21 protein-coding genes and 1 pseudogene are annotated in these 24,153 nt (G+C 50.3%); 11 read left to right on the top strand and 11 right to left on the bottom strand.

What is annotated here, in order from left to right; all coding sequences use genetic code 11:
- Window positions 1-142 precede the first annotated feature (142 nt).
- Window positions 143-706, top strand: a complete 564-nt coding sequence (gene smrA / locus OGV94_RS11650; protein WP_286523379.1) for a DNA endonuclease SmrA — start codon at window positions 143-145, stop codon at window positions 704-706.
- A gap of 13 nt (window positions 707-719) precedes the next feature.
- Here the strand turns inward: smrA and OGV94_RS11645 are convergent, their stop codons facing one another.
- Both OGV94_RS11645 and OGV94_RS11640 read right to left on the bottom strand, forming a co-directional pair.
- Window positions 720-1,952 carry a GGDEF domain-containing protein gene (locus tag OGV94_RS11645; RefSeq protein ID WP_080625237.1) on the bottom strand — a complete coding sequence of 411 codons (1,233 nt, stop codon included), beginning with the start codon at window positions 1,950-1,952 and terminating at the stop codon, window positions 720-722.
- Between the two features lie 67 nt (window positions 1,953-2,019).
- Window positions 2,020-4,134 (bottom strand): putative bifunctional diguanylate cyclase/phosphodiesterase, encoded by a 2,115-nt coding sequence (locus OGV94_RS11640; protein ID WP_080625236.1) that lies wholly within the window; start codon window positions 4,132-4,134, stop codon window positions 2,020-2,022.
- A 410-nt stretch (window positions 4,135-4,544) separates the two neighbouring features.
- Here OGV94_RS11640 and OGV94_RS11635 point away from each other — a divergent pair, with 410 nt between their 5' ends.
- The 4 genes from OGV94_RS11635 (at window position 4,545) to dbpA (ending at window position 8,638) form a co-directional block, all read left to right on the top strand.
- Window positions 4,545-5,654 carry a methyl-accepting chemotaxis protein gene (locus OGV94_RS11635; RefSeq protein WP_080625235.1) on the top strand — a complete coding sequence of 370 codons (1,110 nt, stop codon included), beginning with the start codon at window positions 4,545-4,547 and terminating at the stop codon, window positions 5,652-5,654.
- 155 nt (window positions 5,655-5,809) lie between these two features.
- Window positions 5,810-6,793: a zinc transporter ZntB gene (zntB, locus tag OGV94_RS11630; RefSeq protein WP_043016203.1), complete on the top strand. Its 984-nt coding sequence runs from the start codon at window positions 5,810-5,812 to the stop codon at window positions 6,791-6,793.
- A gap of 275 nt (window positions 6,794-7,068) precedes the next feature.
- On the top strand, window positions 7,069-7,236 hold the full coding sequence (gene ynaL, locus OGV94_RS11625; RefSeq protein WP_087050510.1) for a proline-rich small protein YnaL: 168 nt from the start codon (window positions 7,069-7,071) through the stop codon (window positions 7,234-7,236).
- Window positions 7,237-7,264: 28 nt separating this feature from the next.
- Window positions 7,265-8,638, top strand: a complete 1,374-nt coding sequence (gene dbpA, locus OGV94_RS11620; protein ID WP_043016204.1) for an ATP-dependent RNA helicase DbpA — start codon at window positions 7,265-7,267, stop codon at window positions 8,636-8,638.
- A gap of 78 nt (window positions 8,639-8,716) precedes the next feature.
- Here the strand turns inward: dbpA and ttcA are convergent, their stop codons facing one another.
- From ttcA to nifJ, 7 genes and pseudogenes are all read right to left on the bottom strand, one after another.
- Window positions 8,717-9,652, bottom strand: a complete 936-nt coding sequence (gene ttcA, locus OGV94_RS11615; RefSeq protein WP_075146227.1) for a tRNA 2-thiocytidine(32) synthetase TtcA — start codon at window positions 9,650-9,652, stop codon at window positions 8,717-8,719.
- 49 nt (window positions 9,653-9,701) lie between these two features.
- Window positions 9,702-9,971 (bottom strand): annotated as a pseudogene (locus OGV94_RS11610) (tyrosine-type recombinase/integrase); the annotation flags it as partial.
- A gap of 314 nt (window positions 9,972-10,285) precedes the next feature.
- Complete coding sequence (locus OGV94_RS11605; protein ID WP_003840850.1) at window positions 10,286-10,528, bottom strand: DinI family protein; 243 nt, start codon at window positions 10,526-10,528, stop codon at window positions 10,286-10,288.
- 186 nt (window positions 10,529-10,714) lie between these two features.
- Window positions 10,715-11,149 carry a universal stress protein UspF gene (gene uspF / locus OGV94_RS11600; RefSeq protein WP_043016207.1) on the bottom strand — a complete coding sequence of 145 codons (435 nt, stop codon included), beginning with the start codon at window positions 11,147-11,149 and terminating at the stop codon, window positions 10,715-10,717.
- 81 nt (window positions 11,150-11,230) lie between these two features.
- On the bottom strand, window positions 11,231-11,443 hold the full coding sequence (locus OGV94_RS11595; RefSeq protein WP_043016208.1) for a KTSC domain-containing protein: 213 nt from the start codon (window positions 11,441-11,443) through the stop codon (window positions 11,231-11,233).
- A gap of 145 nt (window positions 11,444-11,588) precedes the next feature.
- Entirely contained in the window at window positions 11,589-12,704 is a 1,116-nt protein-coding gene (gene ompC / locus OGV94_RS11590; RefSeq protein ID WP_043016209.1) for a porin OmpC, read from the bottom strand.
- Between the two features lie 366 nt (window positions 12,705-13,070).
- Complete coding sequence (nifJ, locus tag OGV94_RS11585; RefSeq protein WP_286523375.1) at window positions 13,071-16,595, bottom strand: pyruvate:ferredoxin (flavodoxin) oxidoreductase; 3,525 nt, start codon at window positions 16,593-16,595, stop codon at window positions 13,071-13,073.
- A gap of 274 nt (window positions 16,596-16,869) precedes the next feature.
- On the opposite strand from nifJ, the gene OGV94_RS11580 reads away from it, so the two are divergent.
- On the top strand, window positions 16,870-17,136 hold the full coding sequence (locus OGV94_RS11580) for a putative hemolysin (RefSeq protein ID WP_045442854.1): 267 nt from the start codon (window positions 16,870-16,872) through the stop codon (window positions 17,134-17,136).
- Between the two features lie 13 nt (window positions 17,137-17,149).
- Here the strand turns inward: OGV94_RS11580 and hslJ are convergent, their stop codons facing one another.
- Both hslJ and OGV94_RS11570 read right to left on the bottom strand, forming a co-directional pair.
- Window positions 17,150-17,569, bottom strand: a complete 420-nt coding sequence (gene hslJ, locus OGV94_RS11575) for a heat shock protein HslJ (RefSeq protein ID WP_047411022.1) — start codon at window positions 17,567-17,569, stop codon at window positions 17,150-17,152.
- Window positions 17,570-17,680: 111 nt separating this feature from the next.
- A complete protein-coding gene (locus OGV94_RS11570) occupies window positions 17,681-18,670 on the bottom strand; it encodes a 2-hydroxyacid dehydrogenase (protein WP_003833196.1) in 990 nt (329 codons plus the stop codon).
- 690 nt (window positions 18,671-19,360) lie between these two features.
- Between OGV94_RS11570 and OGV94_RS11565 the strand changes: the two genes are divergently transcribed.
- The 5 genes from OGV94_RS11565 (at window position 19,361) to OGV94_RS11545 (ending at window position 24,151) form a co-directional block, all read left to right on the top strand.
- Window positions 19,361-22,000 carry a YdbH family protein gene (locus OGV94_RS11565; RefSeq protein ID WP_080625233.1) on the top strand — a complete coding sequence of 880 codons (2,640 nt, stop codon included), beginning with the start codon at window positions 19,361-19,363 and terminating at the stop codon, window positions 21,998-22,000.
- On the top strand, window positions 21,997-22,188 hold the full coding sequence (locus tag OGV94_RS11560; protein ID WP_003020350.1) for a YnbE family lipoprotein: 192 nt from the start codon (window positions 21,997-21,999) through the stop codon (window positions 22,186-22,188). Before OGV94_RS11565 ends, OGV94_RS11560 begins: the two co-directional genes overlap by 4 nt.
- Before the next feature lie 7 nt (window positions 22,189-22,195).
- Window positions 22,196-22,519: a YdbL family probable chaperone protein gene (locus OGV94_RS11555; RefSeq protein WP_075146223.1), complete on the top strand. Its 324-nt coding sequence runs from the start codon at window positions 22,196-22,198 to the stop codon at window positions 22,517-22,519.
- Window positions 22,520-22,631: 112 nt separating this feature from the next.
- Window positions 22,632-23,237, top strand: coding sequence for a CDP-alcohol phosphatidyltransferase family protein (locus OGV94_RS11550; protein ID WP_075146222.1), 606 nt, complete (start codon window positions 22,632-22,634; stop codon window positions 23,235-23,237).
- Window positions 23,234-24,151: a phosphatidate cytidylyltransferase gene (locus OGV94_RS11545; protein ID WP_043016215.1), complete on the top strand. Its 918-nt coding sequence runs from the start codon at window positions 23,234-23,236 to the stop codon at window positions 24,149-24,151. The genes OGV94_RS11550 and OGV94_RS11545 overlap by 4 nt, the downstream gene beginning before the upstream one ends.
- The last annotated feature ends 2 nt before the right edge of the window (window positions 24,152-24,153 follow it).

Here is a 24,153-nt window from a genome sequence, read left to right as displayed (position 1 = left end):
TAAAAACGGAGATCGGCATGTCGTGAGTAGATCTTCTCAGCGGAGTGAAGCGGATGAATTACTGGAAATAATCGTAAACCGTTGTCGGTATAATAGTGCGCGGTTATGATAACGTTCGTCGTAATTCGCTGGAGGATGAAACATGAACCTTGATGATGCTTCGCTGTTTCTTGATGCTATGGGGGATGTTCAACCGCTGAAGGGCTGCGCCGATGTACACTGGCAGCCAACGCGCAATATCCGCACTCCAGCGCGTATAGATATGTTGCAACTGGATAACTTTCTCTCGACGGGGTTTCTCGATATTGTCCCGTTGAGCGAACCGCTGGAGTTTCGTCGCGAAGGTTTGCAGCACGGCGTGACTGACAAACTGCGAAGCGGAAAATACCCGCAGCAGGCGAGCCTTAATCTCATCCGTCAGCCCGTAGAAACATGCCGTCAGATGTTATTCAGTTTTATACTGCAGGCGCAGCAAAATGGGTTACGTAACGTGCTGGTGATACACGGCAAGGGGCGTGATGATAACTCCCATGCCAATATTGTGCGCAGCTATGTGGCGCGTTGGCTGACGGAATTTGATGACGTACAGGCCTACTGCACCGCTTTGCCGCATCACGGCGGCAGCGGGGCATGTTATGTCGCATTACGTAAAACCGCGCAGGCAAAACAGGAAAACTGGGAACGTCACGCTAAACGCAGTCGCTGAGCAACCTGGTTCATCAGGCGGCCAGCACTCTGTTCCTGCCTTCGTTCTTGGCTTTGTACAACGCGTCGTCCACGCGTTTGAATAATTCATCAATACTTTCGTTTGTTTCGTGCCGCGCAACGCCAATACTGACGGTAAAGCGGGGAAGACCAGGGAGCGTCACCCTGGCGACCGTTGCGCGGATCACCTCTGCAAGATTGAGTGCGGCCTCCAGTGAGGTTCGCGGCAGAAGTAGCACAAATTCTTCACCACCCCAGCGAAAAATAAGATCGTCTTTTCGCGCACACGATTCCAGAGTGCGTGCCAGAGCGCAAAGCACCTCATCGCCTTTTAAATGGCCGAAGAGATCGTTAATGCTTTTAAAACGATCGGTGTCGATCAACAACAGGCTGTAGTCCTGCGTCAATGAGATCGCATGCGTTGGTTCGGGCTCTGTTACCTGATAAAAATGTCGGCGGTTCAGTAATCCCGTTAAGGCGTCACGCAGTGCTGCTCGCTCAAGCTCCTGCTCCAGTCGTTTTTGTTCGGTAATGTCATGAATGATGCACAACATGAGTTTATTACCGTAGATTTCAATCGGTCCGGCGTAGGTTTGTACATGACGCGAGCTGCCGTCTGCCAGTTTATGAACAAAATGCAAAGGTTTATGGCCGCCGGGCAGGTGGGCGATTTCATGCATTACCGGCAGTATGTGGCGCCCCAGCATGTTGATTTCCCAGGTATGTTTCTGACACATCACGTCATGGCTGTATCCATAAAAATTGAGGGCACTGAGGTTCGCATCAACGATTAGGCCATCGCGGGACGGATCGATAAGTAACATTGGCGCGGAGTTGGTCTGGAAAAAACGCGCATAAAATCCCTGCTTTTTTCGTTGATAAGTTGCTGAACGGCTCGCTTTCAAACCCTGCGCTGCAGGCGTCTCAATGCCTTCAAAAAGGATGACGTCACCCACATCTGGCAACGTCCTGATCGACAGGCGACAGGCCATTGCGTTTTTTTCGCCGTCGCGATAAACCGTGAGAATTTCTACAATACCGTGATGATTTCTCAAGTCGCTGAGATACATAGTTAAATCATTTTGCGCATGTGTTGAAAATAGGCCGTTACGCAGTGGGGAAAAACAGAGATCCTGCATTAGCTCCCTTGCAGCGTTATTAGCGAAGACCAGCTCTTCGGTATGCGGCGAAACAATCCACACCGGAAAGGTTAATAAATCCAGTGAATTCAGCTCGGTTGTGCTCATCGATAATCCCGTTATCTTTATCTGCTGTGCAGCCCATTTAATGGCGAATATTTTAGATATCGCAGTCTCACAAGGTTATTGATTGTCGGTGAGACAAGGGTTGTACGACTGGCTTTTGTTTGATGCTGTTTTCTGGTTGTAGCAGTTCATGAATCTTATGCGCTGGCAGCGGTTTTGCAAACAGGAATCCTTGCAGCATGCTACACCCCATTTGGGTAAGAAGTATTTCCTGCTCCTGGGTTTCTATTCCTTCAGCTACTACGCGCATATTCATGGAGTGAGCTATATCAATAATGGTAGACACAATTTTTGTATTTTTGCTGTTCTCGCTAATATCTTTGACAAATATCCTGTCGATTTTTAATTCCCGCGCCGGGAGAGACTTCAACATCAATATATTTGAATAACCAGTGCCGAAATCATCAATAGAAACGGTGATCCCCAAAGCAGAAAAAGCATTCAGTATTTCAATACTGCGTTTTAAATTTTTTAGCGCAGTGCTTTCAGTGAGTTCCAGCGTAAGGCTGGCCGGTGAAAGTTGATATTGCGCCAGGGCATTACACACAACATCAATAATATCATGCTGTTCAAACTGGGCGGGAGAGAGGTTAACGGCAAGCGTCCATTCTGTATTTCCTTGTAATTTCCAGTGATGCAACTGCATGCACGCCTGCTGGATAACCCATTTGCCGACGGGAATAATCAGGCCCGTTTCTTCCAATGCAGGAAGAAATTCAGCTGGGAGCAGCATGCCGCGATCCGGATGATGCCAGCGTAATAGCGCTTCAAAGCCGGTCAGAGAATGATCTCCGGCAGTATATTTAGGTTGATACCATAGCTCAAACTGGTCGCGTTCAAGCGCTTGTGACAGTTCCTGAAGAAATGTCGGCGGCGTATCCGCGATAGCTTCCATCTCGGGACTATAAATAGCCCAGCCGTTTCTGCCCGCCTGTTTGACATGATACATCGCCATATCGGCCTTCACTTTTAGCTCATGCAGTGTTGAACCATGTTCTGGATAAATACTGCTCCCCGCGCTTAACGAAACCCGAATGGTATGTCCGAACAAGGTAAAAGGGTCGCCGATCGCATCGGCAATCCGCGCCAGCAGGGCAGAGATAGCCTGCTGATTGCAGTCCGGAACCAGCAGGATAAATTCATCTCCTCCCAGTCTTGCCAGCGTCATTGAGTCATCAAGGCAGCTGTAGATTCGTTGTGTACTGGCAATCAGCAACTGATCGCCGATGTGATGTCCCCAGGTATCGTTAACGACTTTGAAGCGATCGAGGTCGATGAACACCAACGCGAAATGCTGTTGATGCAGTTTGGAATGCCGCAGGCAGGCCTGTAAGCAGGTGTCTATATGCGTTCGATTGGCAAGTCCGGTCAGCGCGTCGAAGTGGACCTGATGTTCAAGCTGGCAATTCAACTGATGCAGATTGTCGGCCAGTCGGGAGGTGCGCAGTTGCGAATCCACCATCGAAACCACCAGCATGATCCCCAAAATAATCAGCGTGACAGCGCAGACCCAGACAGAGAGTTCGAGGGTACTGAGCCCATCGTGTGCAGTATGTCCAAAATGGGTGAAGGATGCCGCTCCCATACCGGTGTAATGCATCGAGGCAATTGCCAGCGCCATAATAAGGGCGGCAATAAGCCGGTTAATCAGCGCGCGACGGGTGTTTTGGCGTAAATGGAAAGCCAGCCATAAGCCGACGCCAGACGCAACGATGGCAATGATCACCGAGAGCAAAATCAGTGAGCGATCCCATGCGATAGCCACATGTTCGATTATGGCGTACATGCCGACGTAGTGCATCGTGACAACGCCAGCGCTCAATATACCAGTGGCAATGACCAGCCGTTTTGTTGATAGCGTATGACCTGAAATAGCGATATTGATAGCGAGAGTCGCGGATATGAGCGCAATAAAGAACGAAAAAGCCGTGAGTGCTAAGTGGTAATTGATCGGCATACTCATTTTCATGGCCAGCATACCGATAAAATGCATCGACCAGATCCCCATACCCAGCGTAGCGCCGCCAGAGAGTCGCCAGAAGGTAGATTCACGTCTGCTGGAGATTGCTACTTTACCCGCACTGTCGAGGGCTATAAAGGAGGCAATAAACGCGACAACAAAGGAAATCCCAATCAATACTGGGTCCCACGACACGTGCAACATCTTGCTACCTATCGAAAAAAAGCCGTGATGGTAAATCTAGCAGGTTTTGTCCAGTTAACCTGATAAAATCAGGTATGTTCTTGTGTTTTTACAATGAGTATTAGAAGTAAGGGCCAGATATTGAAAATAACAGGCCATTACTAATATATTCATTCATCAAAATTATGATTCTGTGTGTTTTATGCTCGTCACGTGCTCGCCATCACAATAATCTGATAGCGGGCGTCATCGTCGTTGTTTGCAGGATAAGGTACTGAATTATTCTAAATAAACAGTGCAATTTATCGTCTTAAGTAAAAGGATCTCTGGCTCTCATTGAAAGTTAAGCTTTCATCACCGAGCTATGGAAATCTGTATTGCAGATGCTATAAAAATAACATCCACGTTATTTCTTGGTGTACAGGACTAAAATGTTAAATGATATTAGCGTCAGAACCTTTATTATTTTATTTCTGATCATTACGGCGGTTGCGCTCAATCTTGTTGAAATAATTTTCTCCGCCACCCCAGAAATCATTATTGGCACTAATGCGGTAAGTATTATTTCTATATTGTGTTTATGGTGGTACATGACGAAATATCTGGTCATGCCGATTAATACGGTTAAAAGAAGCATTGAAGAAGTGACGTCCGGAAATCTGGCAATCAGTATTCCAGAGTTTGGCAATAACTGTGCGGGTAGACTAATTCCTGGTATCAATAGTTTATCAAGTAATATCTCAACACTCGTTAATGAGATCAGAACATCCTCGCAAACGGCGATGGCGCTCTCTGAACAGCTTGCAGAACGCAGCGCTGAGCTCTCTGTGAAAACAGAACAGCAATCTGGAGCATTGATGCAGACAGCTGCCAACATGGATGAAATAGCGGTTAATACGCGAAATAATGCTGATAACACGCAAATAGCCAGCGCCCAGGCAACAATTGCCACGCAATGCGCCCGTCAGGGTGGCGAATTAATGGTGCAGGTGGCGACAAATATGCGATCAATCACCGAATGCGCACAACAGATGACAGAAATTATTACGCTAATAGATGGTATTGCATTCCAGACAAATATTCTGGCCCTGAATGCTGCTGTAGAAGCGGCGAGGGCTGGTGAGCATGGTAAAGGTTTTTCCGTGGTTGCCGGTGAGGTAAGAATGCTTGCGCACCGCAGCGCAGATGCAGCGAAGAATATTAAGCAACTGATTGCCCAAACCCATCAAAATGTTCAGCAAGGCGCAGCTGTGGTGCGGGAAGCTGAAAAAAATATGCATGATATTGTCGGAGGGGCCGGGCAATTAAACCAACTGATGGGCGAGATATTAACCACCACGCAGGAGCAGGAGAAAGGGATTATCAGAATCACCCATGCTCTGGCCGAACTGGAAAACGTAACCCAAAGTAATGCCATCATGGTTGATGAGCTTTCTGATTCCTCAGGTATCCTGAAAAATCAGGTGATTGACCTTCAATCGCGAACGCATAAATTCCGCTTAAGTCATGCTCTTGAGTCAGAAAGACGCCAGCAGGCTTAACTGGGGAATCTCGTAAACAGCGCCGCATTCGTCGGCGCTTTGCTTGTTATCAGATATTTTTATGAATCATTTCAGCACAATGGGACAATGAGATATTGCTTAACATATTCTGACGGCTAGACTAACGAAAAAAGCTGAATGTTTGTGGAGGCGCTGTGGAAGCCATTAAGGGAACGGATGTTAATGTGCCGGATGCCGTGTTTGCCTGGCTGTTGGATGGTCGGGGTGGGGTGAAACCACTGGAAGATAATGATGTTATCGACAGTCAGCATCCCTGTTGGCTACATCTTAATTATACTCATCCTGAAAGCGCGCAATGGCTGGCGACAACACCTTTACTTCCCAATAATGTGCGTGATGCGCTGGCAGGCGAAAGCACGCGCCCACGCGTCAGCAGAGTTGGGGAAGGTACGTTGATTACACTGCGCTGTATCAATGGCAGCACCGATGAGCGACCTGACCAACTGGTGGCGATGCGTTTATATATGGATGAACGTCTGATTGTCTCAACACGCCAGCGTAAAGTGCTGGCGCTGGATGATGTTGTCAGCGATCTCCAGGAAGGTACGGGACCGGCTGACTGTGGTGGTTGGCTGGTGGATGTTTGTGATGCGCTAACCGATCATGCCAGCGAATTTATCGAACAGCTGCACGACAAAATTATCGATCTGGAAGATAACCTGCTGGATCAGCAGATCCCCCCGCGTGGTTTCCTGGCATTACTGCGTAAACAGCTCATTGTGATGCGCCGTTATATGGCGCCGCAGCGCGATGTCTATGCTCGTCTGGCGAGCGAACGGTTGTCCTGGATGACTGACGACCATCGGCGGCGAATGCAGGATATCGCTGACAGGCTGGGGAGAGGGCTGGATGAAATAGACGCCTGTATTGCCCGGACCGGTATTATGGCGGATGAAATTGCACAGGTGATGCAGGAGTCTCTGGCTCGCCGAACGTATACGATGTCATTGATGGCAATGGTTTTTCTTCCCAGTACATTTTTAACCGGACTGTTTGGCGTTAACCTCGGCGGTATCCCCGGCGGTGGCTGGCCGTTTGGTTTCTCACTTTTTTGTATTCTGTTAGTGGTCCTGATTGGTGGTGTTACTTTATGGTTGCATCGTAGTAAATGGTTGTAACAACTACGTTTTTTAGTGACTTTCTGGCATGAAAACGTCCTGGTTTTTGAGCGAGGTCAATAAACCATCTACCTATTCGGGGCAATATCTCTCTCGCAGGTGAATGCAACGTCAAGCGATGGGCGTTGCGCTCCATATTGTCTTACTTCCTTTTTTGAATTACTGCATAGCACAATTGATTCGTACGACGCCGACTTAGATTAGTCGGCTTTTTTTTGCCTGCATGAAATCAGCGTCTACCCTAAAAGAGTCAATCTGAATGACTGGAGGGGTATATGACCTGTCTGATTGCAACGTCGCACACTGATTCGCTACCGACTGACCCGGTTCCCATTCCCGATCCCATTCCTCGTCCGCAGCCCATGCCGGATCCGCCGCCGGATGAAGAGCCGATTAAATTGTCGCATCGCGGGCGCAGATCTGCGAGGATACGCGCCTGCTGAATGTGAGTTTTTACCGCGAGATTAAATTGTGACCGCTTTTTCAACCCTGAATGTTTTACCTGCTGCCCAACTCGAGAATCTTAACGAGCTGGGATATCTTGAAATGACGCCTGTTCAGGCTGCTGCGTTACCGGCAATCCTGGCGGGGAAAGATGTTCGCGTGCAGGCTAAAACCGGCAGTGGCAAAACGGCGGCTTTTGGTCTTGGATTGCTACAGCACATCGATGCCGCGCTATTTCAAACGCAGTCGCTGGTACTGTGCCCAACGCGCGAGCTTGCCGACCAGGTTGCGGGTGAGCTGCGTCGCTTAGCGCGTTTTCTGCCAAACACCAAGATCTTAACGTTGTGTGGTGGGCAACCCTTTGGCGCACAGCGCGACTCCCTGCAGCATGCGCCACATATTATTGTCGCCACGCCGGGGCGTTTACTCGACCACCTGCAAAAAGGCACGGTTTCTTTAGACGCCCTGAATACGCTGGTTATGGATGAAGCCGACCGCATGCTGGATATGGGCTTTAGCGATGCGATTGATGATGTTATTCGCTTTGCGCCAGCATCTCGTCAGACCCTACTGTTTTCGGCAACCTGGCCGGAAGCTATTGCCGCCATTAGCGGCCGGGTGCAGAGAAATCCATTAACGATCGAAATTGATACGGTTGATGCGCTGCCGGCGATTGAACAGCAGTTTTTCGAAACCTCCAGCCACGGAAAAATTCCACTACTGCAAAAATTACTCAGTCAGCATCAGCCTGCCTCTTGCGTGGTTTTTTGTAATACCAAAAAAGATTGTCAGGCCGTGTGTGACGCACTGAATGCGGCGGGGCAAAGCGCACTTTCACTGCATGGCGATCTTGAGCAGCGCGATCGCGATCAGACGCTGGTACGTTTTGCCAACGGCAGTGCGCGCGTACTGGTTGCCACCGATGTGGCCGCGCGTGGTCTGGATATTAAATCACTTGAGCTGGTGGTGAACTTCGAACTGGCATGGGATCCGGAAGTCCACGTCCATCGTATCGGACGTACTGCGCGTGCCGGCAACAGCGGTCTGGCGATTAGCTTCTGTGCTCCGGAAGAAGCGCAGCGGGCCAACATTCTTTCTGAAATGCTGCAACTGAAGCTGAACTGGCTGCCTGCACCGGCTAACGGCTCAATCCTGCCGCTGGAAGCCGAGATGGCGACGTTATGCATTGATGGCGGTAAAAAGGCCAAAATGCGTCCCGGCGATGTTCTCGGTGCGCTGACCGGCGATATTGGTCTGGATGGCGCCGACATCGGCAAAATTGCCGTTCATCCGGCGCACGTCTATGTCGCCGTTCGCCAGACTGTAGCGCATAAGGCGTGGAAGCAATTGCAAAACGGTAAGATTAAAGGCAAGACTTGCCGGGTTCGGTTATTGAAATAACTGCCCGTTGGGGCGCCTGATGGCGCTCCGCTTATCAGGCCTACAGGCGCTTATGCACGTTGTAGGCCTGACAGACGTTTACTTCACTTCCACCACGTTCAGACGCAGCTCATCCAGTTGAGCATCTTCTTCTTCTGGCTGCCAGCCCGCAGGCTGCAGCGGGATCTCTTCACGATCGAACGCTAAGTCACCACCGTCAACAACCTCTGAACCGTGCTTAATGCCTTTAAAGTCGAACAGATTGATATCGCTCAGATGTGAAGGCACAACGTTCTGCATCGCGCTGAACATGGTTTCAATCCGGCCCGGATAGCGTTTATCCCAGTCGCGCAGCATATCGGCGATGACCTGACGCTGCAGGTTAGGCTGTGAGCCGCACAGGTTACACGGAATAATCGGGAAACCCTTTGCTTCAGAGAAACGCTCGATATCTTTCTCACGGCAGTAAGCCAGCGGACGGATGACGATATGTTTGCCGTCATCGCTCATCAACTTCGGTGGCATACCTTTCATTTTCCCGCCGTAGAACATGTTTAAGAACAGCGTTTGCAGGATGTCGTCGCGATGGTGGCCGAGCGCAATTTTGGTGGCGCCTAATTCAGTTGCCGTGCGATACAGAATGCCGCGACGCAGGCGAGAGCAGAGTGAGCAGGTCGTTTTACCTTCAGGGATTTTATCCTTGACGATCCCGTAGGTGTTTTCTTCGACAATCTTATATTCAACGCCCAGATTTTCCAGATACTCCGGCAGAATGTGCTCCGGGAAGCCGGGTTGTTTCTGATCGAGGTTAACCGCAACTAAGGAAAAACTGATCGGGGCGCTTTGCTGCAAATTACGCAGTATCTCCAGCATCGTATAGCTGTCTTTCCCGCCGGAAAGACACACCATAATGCGATCGCCGTCTTCGATCATATTGAAGTCGGCAATGGCTTCGCCGACGTTACGACGCAGACGTTTTTGTAATTTGTTCAGGTTGTATTGTTCTTTCTTTGTAGCTTGTTGATTATCTTGCATTCTTACCGTTCTCAAAAACCAAAGGGGCATAATAAGGGACAAACTTCCATCACAGGGCTGGTTTGTTATTCAACATTGCAACCCGATCGCCATTCATTTCTTTAATCCATGTACTGTAGACTTCGGACACTATTTGCGCGTTTTCATGCCCCATCTGATTAGCTATAAATGATGGGTTTGCTCTAGCCGATAACAGCCAGCAGGCAAAAGCATGTCGCGTATGGTACGGATTACGGCGACGAATACCAGCACGTTTTACAGCTGCGTTCCATCTGGCACTGATGCTACTCATAGAGTAGTCAGGTTTTTGCTCTCCGTGACCAGACCAGAATGAACAGGGAACCGCATAATTGAATAAAGGTGCGTGGCCCCGGGCGGGAAGTAATTAATCAACCGAAGGCGGATATTGAAGCGCTGAAGATATTCGTGGAACCGCTCACTGCCAGATAATTCATTTCTGAACCATCAACGTGTAGTGTCTGGAAGCAAAACCACAGGGTGTGGTGAACTGCCGCAACCATACCGTATGCAAGAGCATGGCTGCGGCCAACTGGCAAACATCCGATAGTGCGAGTATTGAATGATTGCCAGTCACAGCGGATTGTACTTAAGCAATATGACGGTTCAAGGCGTTTAATCTGAAACCAGCCACATATCAGCCTCTTCAAACATTTCCTGCACCGTTCGGCTTATCTGTTCTTTCTCATGCTTGCTGGCGTCAGTATTGATCGCCGGCAGTGTCATCATCGGTTTAACCCGAACATCAGCATCGGGGAAGATCCGGTGAACCCTCTTAGTTAACTCGCCCAGAATGATATCTTTTGCACCGGGCAGACCATCAAAATTCCTTTTGTCATAAACGAGTTCCACGAACATTGCTTATCGCTCTTTTTGCTGGATGTATATACAGTATTTATACTCTGTTTTAATCCGGGTTTCAAGAGAGGGCGTAATGATGTCACGACATAGCGATACTGAAATGGCCTTGTATGCTTCGATCAGGAATCGTGGGGAAAATGAGGGAGAAACAAAAAGCCCGCAGCGATGTGCGGGCCAGACAGATTAGCGAACTACCAGTACCGAACACTCCGCATGACGCACTACGGCTGCGGCGTTAGAACCCAGCAGGTAGGTGGTGATGTCGGGTCGGTGTGAGGCAATAATGACCATATCAGCCGGTAATTTTTTAGCGATCTCCAGAATCTTGTCTTTCGGTGCACCTTCTGCAACATGAACGTGCATTCTGTCCGTTGGGATATTGAACTTCTTGATAATCTCTTCCAGTTGAGATTTCGCTTCGGCTTTCAGATCCTCCATGGCCGGTAACTCTGCCGAGTAGGCCAGTCCCAGAGAAGCATAATAGGGCAGTGACGGAATGACGGTCAAAAAATGGACCTGTGCATCGTCAATTTTTGCCTCTGCTTCAACATGGGCGATAACGCGTTGAGTTAATTCTGAGTCTGAAATATCGATGGGTACAAGAATCGTTCTGTTCATAAAACCTCCTGTTTAAGCATCCTCCTAAAGCTTACCGCGTAATGGCACTTTATGTACAATGACAACGATCACATTTTGGCATCACTTTATTTTAATTTCAGGAAACTTTCCTTTTATTACCCCATCGTAAAATCGACCTTTAGAAACGACGCTGAGGAAATCACGAAAAATACGGGCAGGCACATGCTGATATTGCAGGGTCGCCAATTGGTGAAAGCGAATTTCTAGCGTACGGGAGGATTCGTCATAGCCGACGGATGCAATACGGGATGATTTTACAGGATGATGATTCATTGCAGGTATCCTCTACTACCGATCTTAATGCAAGATATCATCTATCAGAGAAGTGTTTTAGCGCAACAGATATAATGTTTTGATCTGGATAAAACAGAATTGTTAGAACAGAAAGAGAGCCCGCTGTTGCCAGCGGGCTGAGGGATTAGAACTGGTAAACCAGGCCTAATGCTACAACGTCATCGGTAGAGATGTCATTGCGAGTGTAGAAGCTGTCGTCTTCGTCCAACAGGTTGATTTTGTAATCAACATAGGTGGACATGTTTTTGTTGAAGTAGTAGGTAGCGCCGATATCAGCATATTTAACCAGATCTTTGTCGCCGTCGGTGCTGTTCAGATCTTTACCTTTAGACATCAGGAAAGACACAGCTGGACGCAGACCGAAGTCGAACTGGTATTGTGCAGTCACTTCAAAGTTCTGAGTTTTGTTTGCGATACCGTCATTACCGTAAGGGGTCATGTTACGGGTTTCAGAATACATAGTGGCCAGATAGATGTTGTTCGCATCATATTTCAGACCGGTAGTCCATGCGTCAGCTTTGTCGCCGCCTGCATTAAAGGAATTGATCTGCTCGTTAGTACGGTCAGAAGAGGTATAGGCAGCACCGAAGCTCACGCCCATACCCAGATCGTAGGTAGAAGAGATACCGAAACCGTCCCCATTGTCATAACGTGCATCGCCGCCATTACGGTTATTAGTACCTACGTTATCATCGTTAAGGCTTTGATTTTCGTTTTTACCCTGATACTGCAACGCAAAGTTCAGGCCGTTCACCATACCGAAGAAATCGCTATTACGGTAAGTTGCCACACCGTTAGCACGACCGGTCATGAAGTTATCTGCCTGAGTGTAAGAGTCGCCACCGAATTCTGGCAGCATGTCGGTCCAGCCTTCAACGTCGTACAGTACGCCGTAGTTACGACCGTAGTCGAATGAGCCGTAGTCGCCGAATTTCAGACCAGCGAAAGCCAGACGCGTAAAGCTATTACCTTTATCACTTTCGGTAGTGTTAGCGTTTACCTGATATTCCCACTGACCGAAACCAACCAACTGATCGTTGATCTGGGTTTCACCTTTGAAGCCCATACGCATATAAGTCTGATCGCCATCTTTAGAAGAGTCATCAGAGAAATAGTGCAGGCCGTCTACTTTGCCATAGAGATCTAATTTGTTGCCATCTTTATTATAAACTTCAGCCGCGTGAGCAGCGCCTGCAGCCAGCAGGGCAGGAATTACGAGAGCCAGTACTTTTCTGTTCATTGAAATAATCCTTTAGTTTTTTTATTAACCTGTGACTACCCATGTAGGGAGTAAAAGCATGCTAAAGGAGAAGTTCCGTAAAGAGATAAATATGAATTGTTACGCCTTAAGTAAAACCTTAAATAAATAATTCTACGGAAATGATGATAATTGCGATGAATGTGTTGTATGGAAATATATAAAATAAAAATTATACAAGTGAATTGTGTTGGGCTATTCTGCGCGTGTTATATGCCTTTATTGTCACGTTTTATTTTTCGTTGACCTATTGATAGCTATTATTAATTAGCCAGCGAATAAATTGACAAGCCCGAACGACTGTTCGGGCTTTTTTTTTGGTTCCAGGTTAATACTGAGATAAACGTATTACTCAGTACCGCTCTTTTCCGCTTTTCCTGCCAGTTGGGCCAGGAAGTCGTAACGCTTTTGCAGATCGGCGGCGGCGTCTTTCCACAGCTGTTCAGCCACTTCTGGCTGTTGAGCATTCAGACGACGGAAGCGCTGCTCGTTAAGCAATGTCTCGGCCAGGGCGTCTGACGGTGGGCGAGAGTCCAACGCCAGCGGCAGTTTGCCTTCGTCTGCGCGACGTGGATCGAAGCGGTACAGCGGCCAGAATCCGGTCGCCGTGAGCTGACGCATCTGATCGTGGCTTAGTGCGAGATCGTAACCGTGCTCCTCGCATGGGCTATAGGCGATAATCAGTGACGGCCCGGGATAGGCTTCCGCTTCCTGAATAGCTTTCACCGTCTGGTTCAACTGAGCGCCCAGAGAAATCTGTGCAACATACACGTGACCGTACATCATCATGCTGACGCCAAGATCTTTGCGAGCCTTGCGTTTGCCATGCTCACCAAATTTAGTGACGGCTCCGAGCGGTGTGGCTTTCGACGCTTGCCCACCTGTGTTGGAGTAACACTGAGTATCCAGCACCAGAATATTGACGTTCTCGGTCAGGCTCAGGACGTGATCCAGGCCGCCAAAACCAATATCGTAAGCCCAGCCATCACCGCCAATCAACCAGATAGATTTCTCGACCAGCGCGTCGGCATCGGTTAACAACTGCTGTGCGCCTTCGACATCCTTCAGGTGCTGGCGCAGTGCTGCAACTTGCTCACGACGTACCTCTGGCGTGGCTTCAGCGTGCAGGGCGTCATTCAGTTCAGCCGGAATGCTATCGGCAAACTGTTCCAGCAAACGCATGACGCGCACACGATGCTGATCCACCGTCAGGCGGAAGCCCAGACCAAACTCGGCGTTATCCTCAAACAGTGAGTTTGCCCATGCAGGTCCGCGACCATTGGCGTCGGTGGTATACGGCGTTGAGGGCAGGTTACCGCCATAAATTGATGAACACCCGGTCGCATTGGCGATCAGCATGCGGTCACCGTACAACTGCGTGAGCAGTTTGATATACGGCGTTTCACCGCAGCCAGAGCAGGCGCCAGAATATTCAAACAGTGGAGTGATCAACTGCGAGGTACGAATATCAATACGCTCCAGCTTCGTGCGATCGATTTCCGGCAGATTGAGGAAGTAGTCATAGTTAACTTTTTCCTCTTCAACATGCTCAAGGCGCGACATCATATTGATGGCCTTGATCTCCGGGTTCTGGCGATCTTTCGCCGGGCACACTTCAACGCACAGGTTACAGCCGGTGCAATCCTCTGGCGCAACCTGCAGGACATATTTCTGACCGCGCATATCGCGTGATTTCACATCCAGAGAATGCAGGCTGGCAGGGGCGTTTCCCATCGCTTCTGGTGAAACCACTTTGGCACGGATAGCCGAGTGCGGGCAGGCGGCAACGCAGTGGTTACACTGAGTACACAGCTCTTCTTTCCAGATGGGGATCTCTTCTGCAATATTGCGTTTTTCCCAACGCGTGGTGCCCATCGGCCAGGTGCCGTCTGGCGGCAGTGCTGAAACGGGGAGGGCATCGCCGAGACCGGCGAGCATCGCCGCGGTGACGGTTTTCACGAAATCAGGTGCGGCATCAGAAACCACCGGTGGGCGGTTGGCGCTATGCGGATCAACGGGCTGGAGCGCCACTTCGGCGACGGATTCACGCGCCAGGGCCAGCGCCTGCCAGTTACGTTCCACCAGATCCTGTCCTTTACTGCTGTAGCTTTTCGCAATCGCACCCTGCAATTCGATCAACGCGCTGTCGCCGGGTAAGATTTGCGTCAGATGGAAGAACGCCATCTGCATAACGGTGTTAATACGCGCAGCCAGGCCGCACTCGCGGGCAATTTTGGCGGCATTAATGACGTAGAAACGGGCTTTCTTTTGATTCAGTACAGCCTGAACTTCCTGCGGCAAACGCGACCAGACTTCATCCACGTTATACGGGGTATTAAGCAGGAAGATACCGCCTGGTTTCAGGCGCTCGGCCATTTGATACTTATCGATAAATTGCAACTGGTGACAGCCAACAAAATCGGCTTGCGACACCAGATATGCTGAGCGAATAGGTTGCTCACTAACGCGCAGGTGAGAAACCGTCAGGCCGCCTGCTTTTTTCGAATCATAGACGAAATAACCCTGCGCATACCACGGCGTAGAGTTACCGATAATCTTGATGTTGTTTTTGGTAGCCGACACGCTACCGTCGCTGCCCAGCCCGTAAAACAGCGCTTCGAGCTTAGCGCTACCGGGTAGCGTGTTTTCTGGCAGCGGTAGCGACAGGTTAGTGACATCATCATAGATCCCGACCGTAAAGCGAGGCTTCGGCCTGGCGTTACTCAGCTCATTAAAGACCGCCATGACGCAGTCCGGGCCAAACTCTTTGGAGGAAAGGCCATAACGCCCGCCAATCACGCGCGGTAGCGTTTCTCGCTCGCCGCAGTTAAAGGCTTCCGCCAGCGCGGTCATCACATCCAGATACAACGGTTCAGCCTGCGCGCCAGGCTCTTTGGTGCGATCCAGGACGGCAATACTCCGTACCGTTTCCGGCAGGGCGCGTAGTAAATGTTTGGCAGAGAATGGGCGGAAAAGACGCACTTTCAGAACGCCCACTTTCTCGCCGCGCGCCAGCAGCTCTTCAACGACTTCTTCACTGGTGCCAATTGCCGAGCCCATCAGAATAATGACGCGTTCTGCCTGCGGATGGCCGTAATATTCAAATGGCTGGTACTGGCGACCCGTCGCAGCGGCGAAGTCGTTCATTGCCTGCTCGACGTGATCGTAAACCGCGTTGTACCACGGGTTAGTTGCTTCGCGTGACTGGAAGTAGGTGTCAGGGTTCGCAGACGTGCCGCGAATAACCGGATGCTCAGGATTAAGTGCGCGGGCACGGTGAGCATCGATTTCCGCCTGCGGCATCAGTCCGAGGATCGTGTCATCGGCCAGCGGCACTATTTTATTAATTTCATGCGAAGTACGGAAACCATCAAAGAAATGAATAAACGGGACCCGGCTTTTGAGGGTGGCCATTTGCGAAATTAGCGCAAAGTCCTGTGCTTCCTGGACGCTGCTGGCACACAGCATTGCGCATCCCGTCTGGCGCACCGCCATCACGTCAGAATGATCGCCAAAGATCGATAATGCGTGAGTGGCTATCGTACGCGCCGCAACGTGTAGTACAAACGGGGTCAATTGACCGGCCAGTTTGTACAGCGTCGGGATCATCAGCAGCAGGCCCTGCGATGAGGTGAACGACGTAGAGAGCGCACCGGTCTGCAATGCGCCATGAACGGTCGCTATCGCACCGCCTTCCGACTGCATTTCCACGACGCGAGGAGTATCCCCCCACACGTTTTTAAGCCCGTTCCCGGCCCAGGCATCTGCCTGTTCAGCCATAGTCGAACTTGGCGTAATTGGGTAGATGGCGATAACCTCGCTGGTACGAAATGCGACTGAAGCAACCGCACCATTACCGTCAATTGTGATCATACTGACACCCTTACATTGCGCAAAAAGAGGGACACGCGTAACAGCGGCGAGTCCTGTAATTATCTTTCTATTTTAGCAAAAGCCGTTCAGACAGATTTTCGCTTTTGTGTCCCTGGAATTAACAGAATGAATGGTTTGATCAAAGGAGCAGGCAAAAAATTGCCAGAAAATGTAAACAACGCGCATAAATGCGCATATTGCCTCTCGACGGCGGTGTTTCCGCTGCCTATTATTTATGGCTGTGTCGTTTGGTTAATATTCAGAGGGGAGTAAGATGCGCGCAGCGTTTTGGGTAGGGTGTGCCGCGTTATTATTATCGGCTTGTAGCAGTGAACCTGTTCAGCAGGCAACCGCCGCGCATGTCGCACCGGGGATGAGGGCTGCAATGTCCAGTTCTGGAGAAGCTAATTGCGCCATGATTGGTGGTTCGCTCTCCGTTGCCCGTCAACTGGATGGTTCAGCTATCGGAATGTGTGCGTTACCCAACGGCAAACGCTGTAGTGAGCAGTCGCTTGCCGCCGGAAGCTGTGGCAACTATTAAGCCAGCGCGTTTCTTACATTAAGTCCGCGAGTTTATACGTCAGCGTTTGTTCTGCTGTCGCCAGCGTTAACTGGTCAGCAGTCAGATCAACCTGTGCGCCTTGCTTAAACATTTCGCTGACGATCCCGTCGAGCGCGTTAAGCTGTGGATCGGCGCACATCATGCGGGTCATCGCCATATCTTTTACCTTCAACTCGCCGTCGGACAGTTTGCCCTGACCGTGGAATTGATTACACATCTTTCCCGACACCGTCATGTTTTCACCAAAACTCAATTCGGGCGGGTTATTAGCGACGGTGACGGCCTTACCATTCACGCTCTGTAAAACGAAGCGGTGATGCTGCAACTGATCGCGATTGACGGAAACTTTTCCATTGCTCACACAGCCAGCCATCAGCATGCTGAGCGCAATCAACGTGACAACTTTCTTCATTAAATTTCTCTACGTTTGTGACGGGATACATTCAATATAATAATGATACTGAATGTTTTATCATCGGTGATTGTCTGAAAATGCCCCCCTGAAGTCAGGGGAGCACTGGGATTAAAAGAGGGCGTTTGGACAGGTTTCGCCTTTGGAGATTTGCGCCAGATTTTGCAGCGTAGTCTCAGAAATACTGGTCAATGCTTCGGCGGTCAGGAAGGCCTGATGACCGGTAAACAGCACGTTATGACAGGCCGACAGACGACGGAACACATCATCCTGAATCACGTCATTGGATTTATCTTCAAAGAACAGATCGCGTTCGTTTTCATACACGTCCATACCCAGAGAACCAATTTTCTGGTTTTTCAGCGCATCGATAGCGGCTTGCGAATCGATCAATGCGCCGCGGCTGGTGTTAATCACCATCACGCCATTTTTCATTTGCTCAAAGGCTTCGTGATTGAGCAGATGATAATTCTCCGGCGTTAACGGACAGTGCAGGGAGATGACATCGGACTCTGCGAACAGAGTTTTAAGATCGACATATTCAACGCCTAACTCCAGCGCAGCAGCGCTCGGGTAAGGATCGAACGCCAGCAGACGCATACCAAAACCTTTCAGGATACGCAGCGCAGCAATCCCGATTTTACCGGTACCGATCACCCCGGCTGTTTTGCCATACATGGTAAAGCCGGTCAGGCCCTCAAGAGAGAAGTTGGCATCACGGGTACGCTGATAGGCGCGGTGAATACGGCGATTCAGCGTCATCATCATGCCAATCGCATGCTCAGCGACGGCTTCAGGTGAATAGGCCGGTACACGTACGACCTGCAGACCCAGCTCTTTTGCCGCGTCGAGATCGACGTTATTAAACCCGGCGCAACGCAGCGCGATATATTTCACGCCATGCTTTTTCAGCTCTTCCAGAACAGGGCGACTGCCATCGTCGTTGACGAAAATGCATACGGCTTCGCAGCCATGGGCAGTCTTCGCTGTTTTTTCCGTCAACAGAAAGTCAAAGAATTCAAGTTCAAAACCAAAAGCCTCGTTAACCTGCTGCAGATACTTCTTGTCGTACTGTTTTGTACTATAGATGGCGAGTTTCATAAGACTTTCTCCAGTGATTTTGAGGTCACATTAATCCAATTCAAATTATTTTACAAAATCTAAAAAGTTATTGATAGTCATAGGCGTAATGAATAATTTCAGCGCATCTGTTGTTAGTGTGGGCAGGTTACTCAATTTCAACAACCGGATATTTTTCCATCCAACTCAACCCCCAGATATCGCCGCAGATAAAAAGCCAGCCGAATCACATCCGGAAGGCTACGCTTATACAGGTAGCAAATATCGGGAGGGGTCATGTTAACTCACTCTGAAGCAAAACGATGGGCCACCTTAATGCTCAAAGCGGCATTATGCGATGGTATGAAACCTGATGAGATTTCCCGGCAGGTACATCTGGTCTGCGATCATCACGGTAGGGAGTGCCTCGAAGAACTTATCGAGGAAATTCTGATCGAAGCGGGTCGTATAGGACCTAAACATAGCGATGGACAACTGAGGCCTCATTGAGTCTGAATCTTACTATTCCCGACGGCACGTGTAACAGCGTGCCATATAATATAATAATTTATCTCATTGAATTAAATGATGTTTTCCTGGTTCTCTTTCATTCATTAACTCTGCGTATACTTCATGGGAATTTATTCTTAATGTGGGCATATCCTGTTAAACATGCCACAATACTGGCCTAAACCGGCTTAAATTTTCGCTAAATCAGGATATTAACTACCCATGAAGGGTAAATATAAAGCCGTTCTGGCACTCCTCTTATTATTAATTCTCGTGCCGCTGACGCTGGTAATGACGCTTGGCCTGTGGGTTCCTACGCTGGTCGGTATCTGGTTACCTGTTGGCACGCGCATCGCGCTGGATGAGAGTCCACGGCTGACACGGCATGGGCTGCATATTCCGGAACTCCGCTATCTGGTCGATGATTGCCCGCTAGCGCGCATTACTCAGGCGGATCTTTCCCATCCCAGTCGTTGGTTGCTCAATGTCGGGGCTGTGGAGCTGGATTCAGCTTGCCTGGCCAGGTTGCCGCAGACAGAATCATCCCCGGTAGCGCCCAAAACGTTGGCAGAATGGCAATCTATGCTGCCCAATACCTGGATTAACATCGACAAAGTCATTCTCTCTCCCTGGCAGGAATGGCAGGGAAAACTGTCGCTCTCGCTAACTCCCTCTAGCCAGCAACTGCGCTACCAGGGTGAAAAGGTTAAATTCCAGGGGAGCCTGCATGGGCAAAATCTCACGGTAAATGAGCTGGATATCGCCGCATTTGAAGGGCAACCGCCGATAAAACTGGTCGGTGAATTTACCATGCCGCTGGTTCCCGATGGATTACCGGTGAGCGGTCATGCGGTTGCTACTCTAAGCCTGCCGCAGGAGCCAACGCTTGTGGATGCCGAACTTGAATGGCAAGAAAACAGCGGACAACTGATCGTCATGGCGCGAAATAATGCCGATCCGCTGCTTGATCTTCCGTGGGAAATAACCCGTCAGCAGTTAACCATTAGCGACGGTCGCTGGAACTGGCCTTATCAGGGATTTCCGCTAAGCGGACGGCTGGGCATGAAAGTTGAAAACTGGCAGGCCGGGCTGGAAAATGCCGTGGTGAGCGGACGTCTGAACATACTTACTCAAGGCGATGCGGGTAAAGGAAACGCCGTATTAACGCTGGGGCCGGGCAAGTTGGGTGTGGATAGTAGCGATATGCCGTTGCAGTTGATCGGCGAGGCGAAACAGGGCGATCTCATCTTCTACGCCAGGTTACCCGCCAGACTGACTGGCAGCCTGAACGACCCGCAACTTGTTTTTGAGCCAGGGGCGCTGCTGCGTTCACGCGGACGGGTGATCGACTCGCTGGATATTGACGAAATTCGCTGGCCTTTGGCGGGCGTAAAGGTAACGCAACGCGGCGTGGATGGCCGTCTGCAGGCTATATTGCGCGCGCATGAAAACCAGATGGGCGGTTTTGAATTGCATCTGGATGGTCTGGCAAATGATTTTCTCCCCGACGCGGGTCGCTGGCAGTGGCGATATTGGGGCAAAGGCAGCTTTACGCCGATGCATGCGCGTTGGGACGTGGCGGGTAAGGGGGAATGGCATGACAATACCCTGAAGCTTTTTGATCTCTCCACCGGGTTTGATCATCTGCAATACGGCACCATGCAGGTGGATAACCCGCGCCTGGTGATGGACGAACCCATTGTCTGGGTGCGGGATGCCAACAAACCGACGTTTAGCGGTGCGCTGTCGCTGGACGCAGGGAACACCACTTTCACCGGGGGAAGTGTGTTACCACCGTCAACCCTGAAGTTCAGTGTGGAAGGCACCGACCCGACGATTTTCCAGTATAAAGGCCAGCTTCACGCGGGGGCGATTGGCCCTGTACAGCTAAATGGTCGTTGGGACGGGATCCGACTGCGCGGACAGGCCTGGTGGCCAAAACAATCGCTCACCGTCTTTCAACCGCTCATCCCACCTGACTGGAAAATGAAGCTACGTGAAGGGGAACTGTATGCGCAGGTAGCGTTTTCAGCTGCCCCGGAACAGGGCTTTGAAGCCGGTGGTCATGGGGTATTAAAAGGCGGTAGCGCCTGGATGCCCGATAACCAAATTAATGGCGTCGATTTTGTGCTGCCTTTCCGGTTTAGCGAAGGCGCATGGCAGTTGGGTACGCGTGGGCCTATTTCACTGCGTATTGCGGAAGTGGTTAATCAGGTGACGGTGAAAAATATCGCCGCCGATCTGCAGGGGGCGTATCCCTGGAGCGAAGCTAATCCGTTACTGTTAAGCGATGTCAGCGCCGAACTGCTGGGGGGCAAAGTCATCATGCAGCAACTGCGGATGCCGCAACACGATCCTGCATTATTGCGGGTGCAGAATATCTCCTCGAGTGAGCTTATCAGCGCGGTTAACCCCAAGCAATTCGCCATGTCTGGCCCGGTCAGCGGCGCGTTGCCGTTATGGCTGGATAACGAGAAGTGGATCATTAAAGACGGATGGTTAACCAACCCGGGGCCGATGACGCTGCGTATTGATAAGGATACCGCAGATGCCGTCGTCAAAGATAATATGGCGGCGGGTGCGGCCATTAACTGGCTGCGCTATATGGAAATAAGCCATTCCTGGACGAAAATAAATCTGGATAACCTCGGCGTTTTAACCATGCAGGCAAACGTGACTGGTAATAGCCGGGTGGATGGCAAAGTGGGGACGGTTAATTTGAATTACACCCACGAGGAAAACGTCTTTACGCTCTGGCGCAGTTTGCGTTTTGGCGACAATTTACAGGCATGGCTTGAACAAAATGCAGCGCTGCCGGAACCCCATTGCCTGGAAGGCAAGGAATGTGAGGAACAACAATGAAAACGATAGCTGCCATGCTGGGTCTGCTGGCTTCATCTCTGCTGGTCGGGTGTACTCCAAGAATCGAAGTGGCTGCGCCAAAAGAGCCGATCACGATTAATATGAACGTCAAAATTGAGCATGAGATCCATATCAAAGTCGATAAAGACGTTGAGAGCTTATTAAAATCGCGCAGCGATCTGTTCTGAGGTCACAATGAAAAAACAGCTTGTAGCGATCCTGGTGGCGTTGAGTTTTTTGAGCGGCAACGTGTGGGCATTGACCCTGAGTGAAGCCAGAACCGAGGGGCGGGTGGGCGAAACGCTTAATGGTTATCTGGCGGCATTGCAAACCGACGCAGAAACGCAGGCGCTGGTGAATGAGATTAACAAAGCGCGCAGCGCCAGCTATCAGCAACTGGCCAGGAGCAACAACATTCCGCCTGATGAAGTGGCGAAAATGGCCGGGCAAAAGCTGGTTGCTCGCGCGAAACCAGGAGAGTATGTGCAGGGTATTAATGGCAAGTGGCTGAGAAAATAATCAACGGAGTTGTAGATAGAATCCGATTTCTGTTTAATCCAAAGAAAAGTAATAGGCGGGTACTGTTAATTAATCCACTATAGTCAACACCGTAAATTATCAAGGAGTGATGATGACGCTTTATCAGATCAAGCCCGCCTTCCAGGCACTTCTGCGCCCATTAATGTTCTGGCTACATAAAAAAGGCGTCACAGCGAATCACGTTACCCTTGCCGCAATGGCGCTCTCTTTTGTGACCGGCGGCGTACTGGTGATTTTCCCCCAGCCTGAATACTTTGTTCTCCTGCCCATCGTGCTGTTTATTCGAATGGCGCTCAATGCCCTCGACGGTATGCTGGCGCGTGAATGTCACCAGCAGTCACGCCTTGGGGCCATTCTGAACGAGAGCGGGGATATTCTTTCAGATATAGCGCTTTATTTGCCGTTTATGCTGCTTCCTGACAGTAATGGATTGCTGGTTATGGTGATGCTGTTCTGTGCGGTAATGACGGAGTTTTGCGGCGTTCTGGCACAAACGATTAATGGCGTTCGCAGCTATGCCGGGCCGCTGGGGAAAAGTGACCGGGCGCTGGTATTTGGCGCATGGGGTCTGGCGCTGACTCTGTGGCCGCAGCTTGTACAGTGGAACAATGTGCTGTGGAGTGTTGCTATTCTCCTGCTGCTATGGACAGTGATTAACCGCTGTAGAAGCGCATTACGCGAAGAGGTGGCGCAATGATGATGCTGGAGAAGTCACTCGCGGTCATTTTTGCACTGCTGCTGGTTGCAACAGTGGTGAATGGATTACTGGTGTGGCGACGACCGGATAAAGACTGGCGGGAACTGACATTACGTATACGCACCTGGTGGATAATCATCGTCCTGTTTTCTCTGGCGATTTTAAGTCCGCACTGGTTGGCGCTGACCTTTTTCGCGCTGGTCAGCTTCATGGCGTTAAAGGAATTTTTAACGCTGGCGCCGTCGCGTCAGACCGATCGCATGCCGCTGCTGTGGATGTTCATTGCTATTCCAGTCAACTACTGGCTGATCGGTATTAACTGGTACGGCATGTTTGTGGTGTTTATCCCGGTCTACGCTTTTTTATTCTTACCCGTGCGAATGGTGATTGCGGGCGATACGCAGGGCTTCTTGCGCTACGCCTCGCAGCATCACTGGAGCCTGATGACCACCGTTTTTGCCTTCAGCCATGTCGCGTTTTTGCTGGTTCTGCCTGATGATGGCCAACAAACCGGCGCATTGCTGGTGCTGTTCCTGGTTGGCTTAACGGAATTCAATGATATTGCGCAGTACCTGTGGGGCAAATCGATTGGGCGCATCAAAGTGATCCCCAGAGTCAGCCCTAATAAGACACTGGCGGGACTGGTCGGCGGCGTAGCGACCACCACGCTGATGGCGGCGCTGCTTGGGCCGCTGATGACGCCGTTAAGCATTCCGTTGTCGCTGCTGGCGGGCTTTATTATCGGCATCAGTGGTTTTTGTGGCGATGTGGTGATGTCGGCAATCAAGCGCGATATCGGCGTGAAGGACAGCGGAACATTGCTGCCAGGTCATGGCGGGATCCTTGACCGACTGGATTCTCTGATCTTTACCGCGCCGGTGTTTTTCCATTTCATTCGCTACTTTTGCTATTAACT

Origin of the sequence: Citrobacter sp. Ce006 (assembly GCF_030336535.1) — a bacterium.
Lineage (GTDB): Bacteria > Pseudomonadota > Gammaproteobacteria > Enterobacterales > Enterobacteriaceae > Citrobacter > Citrobacter europaeus.
This window is presented reverse-complemented; position numbering and strand designations above follow the sequence as displayed.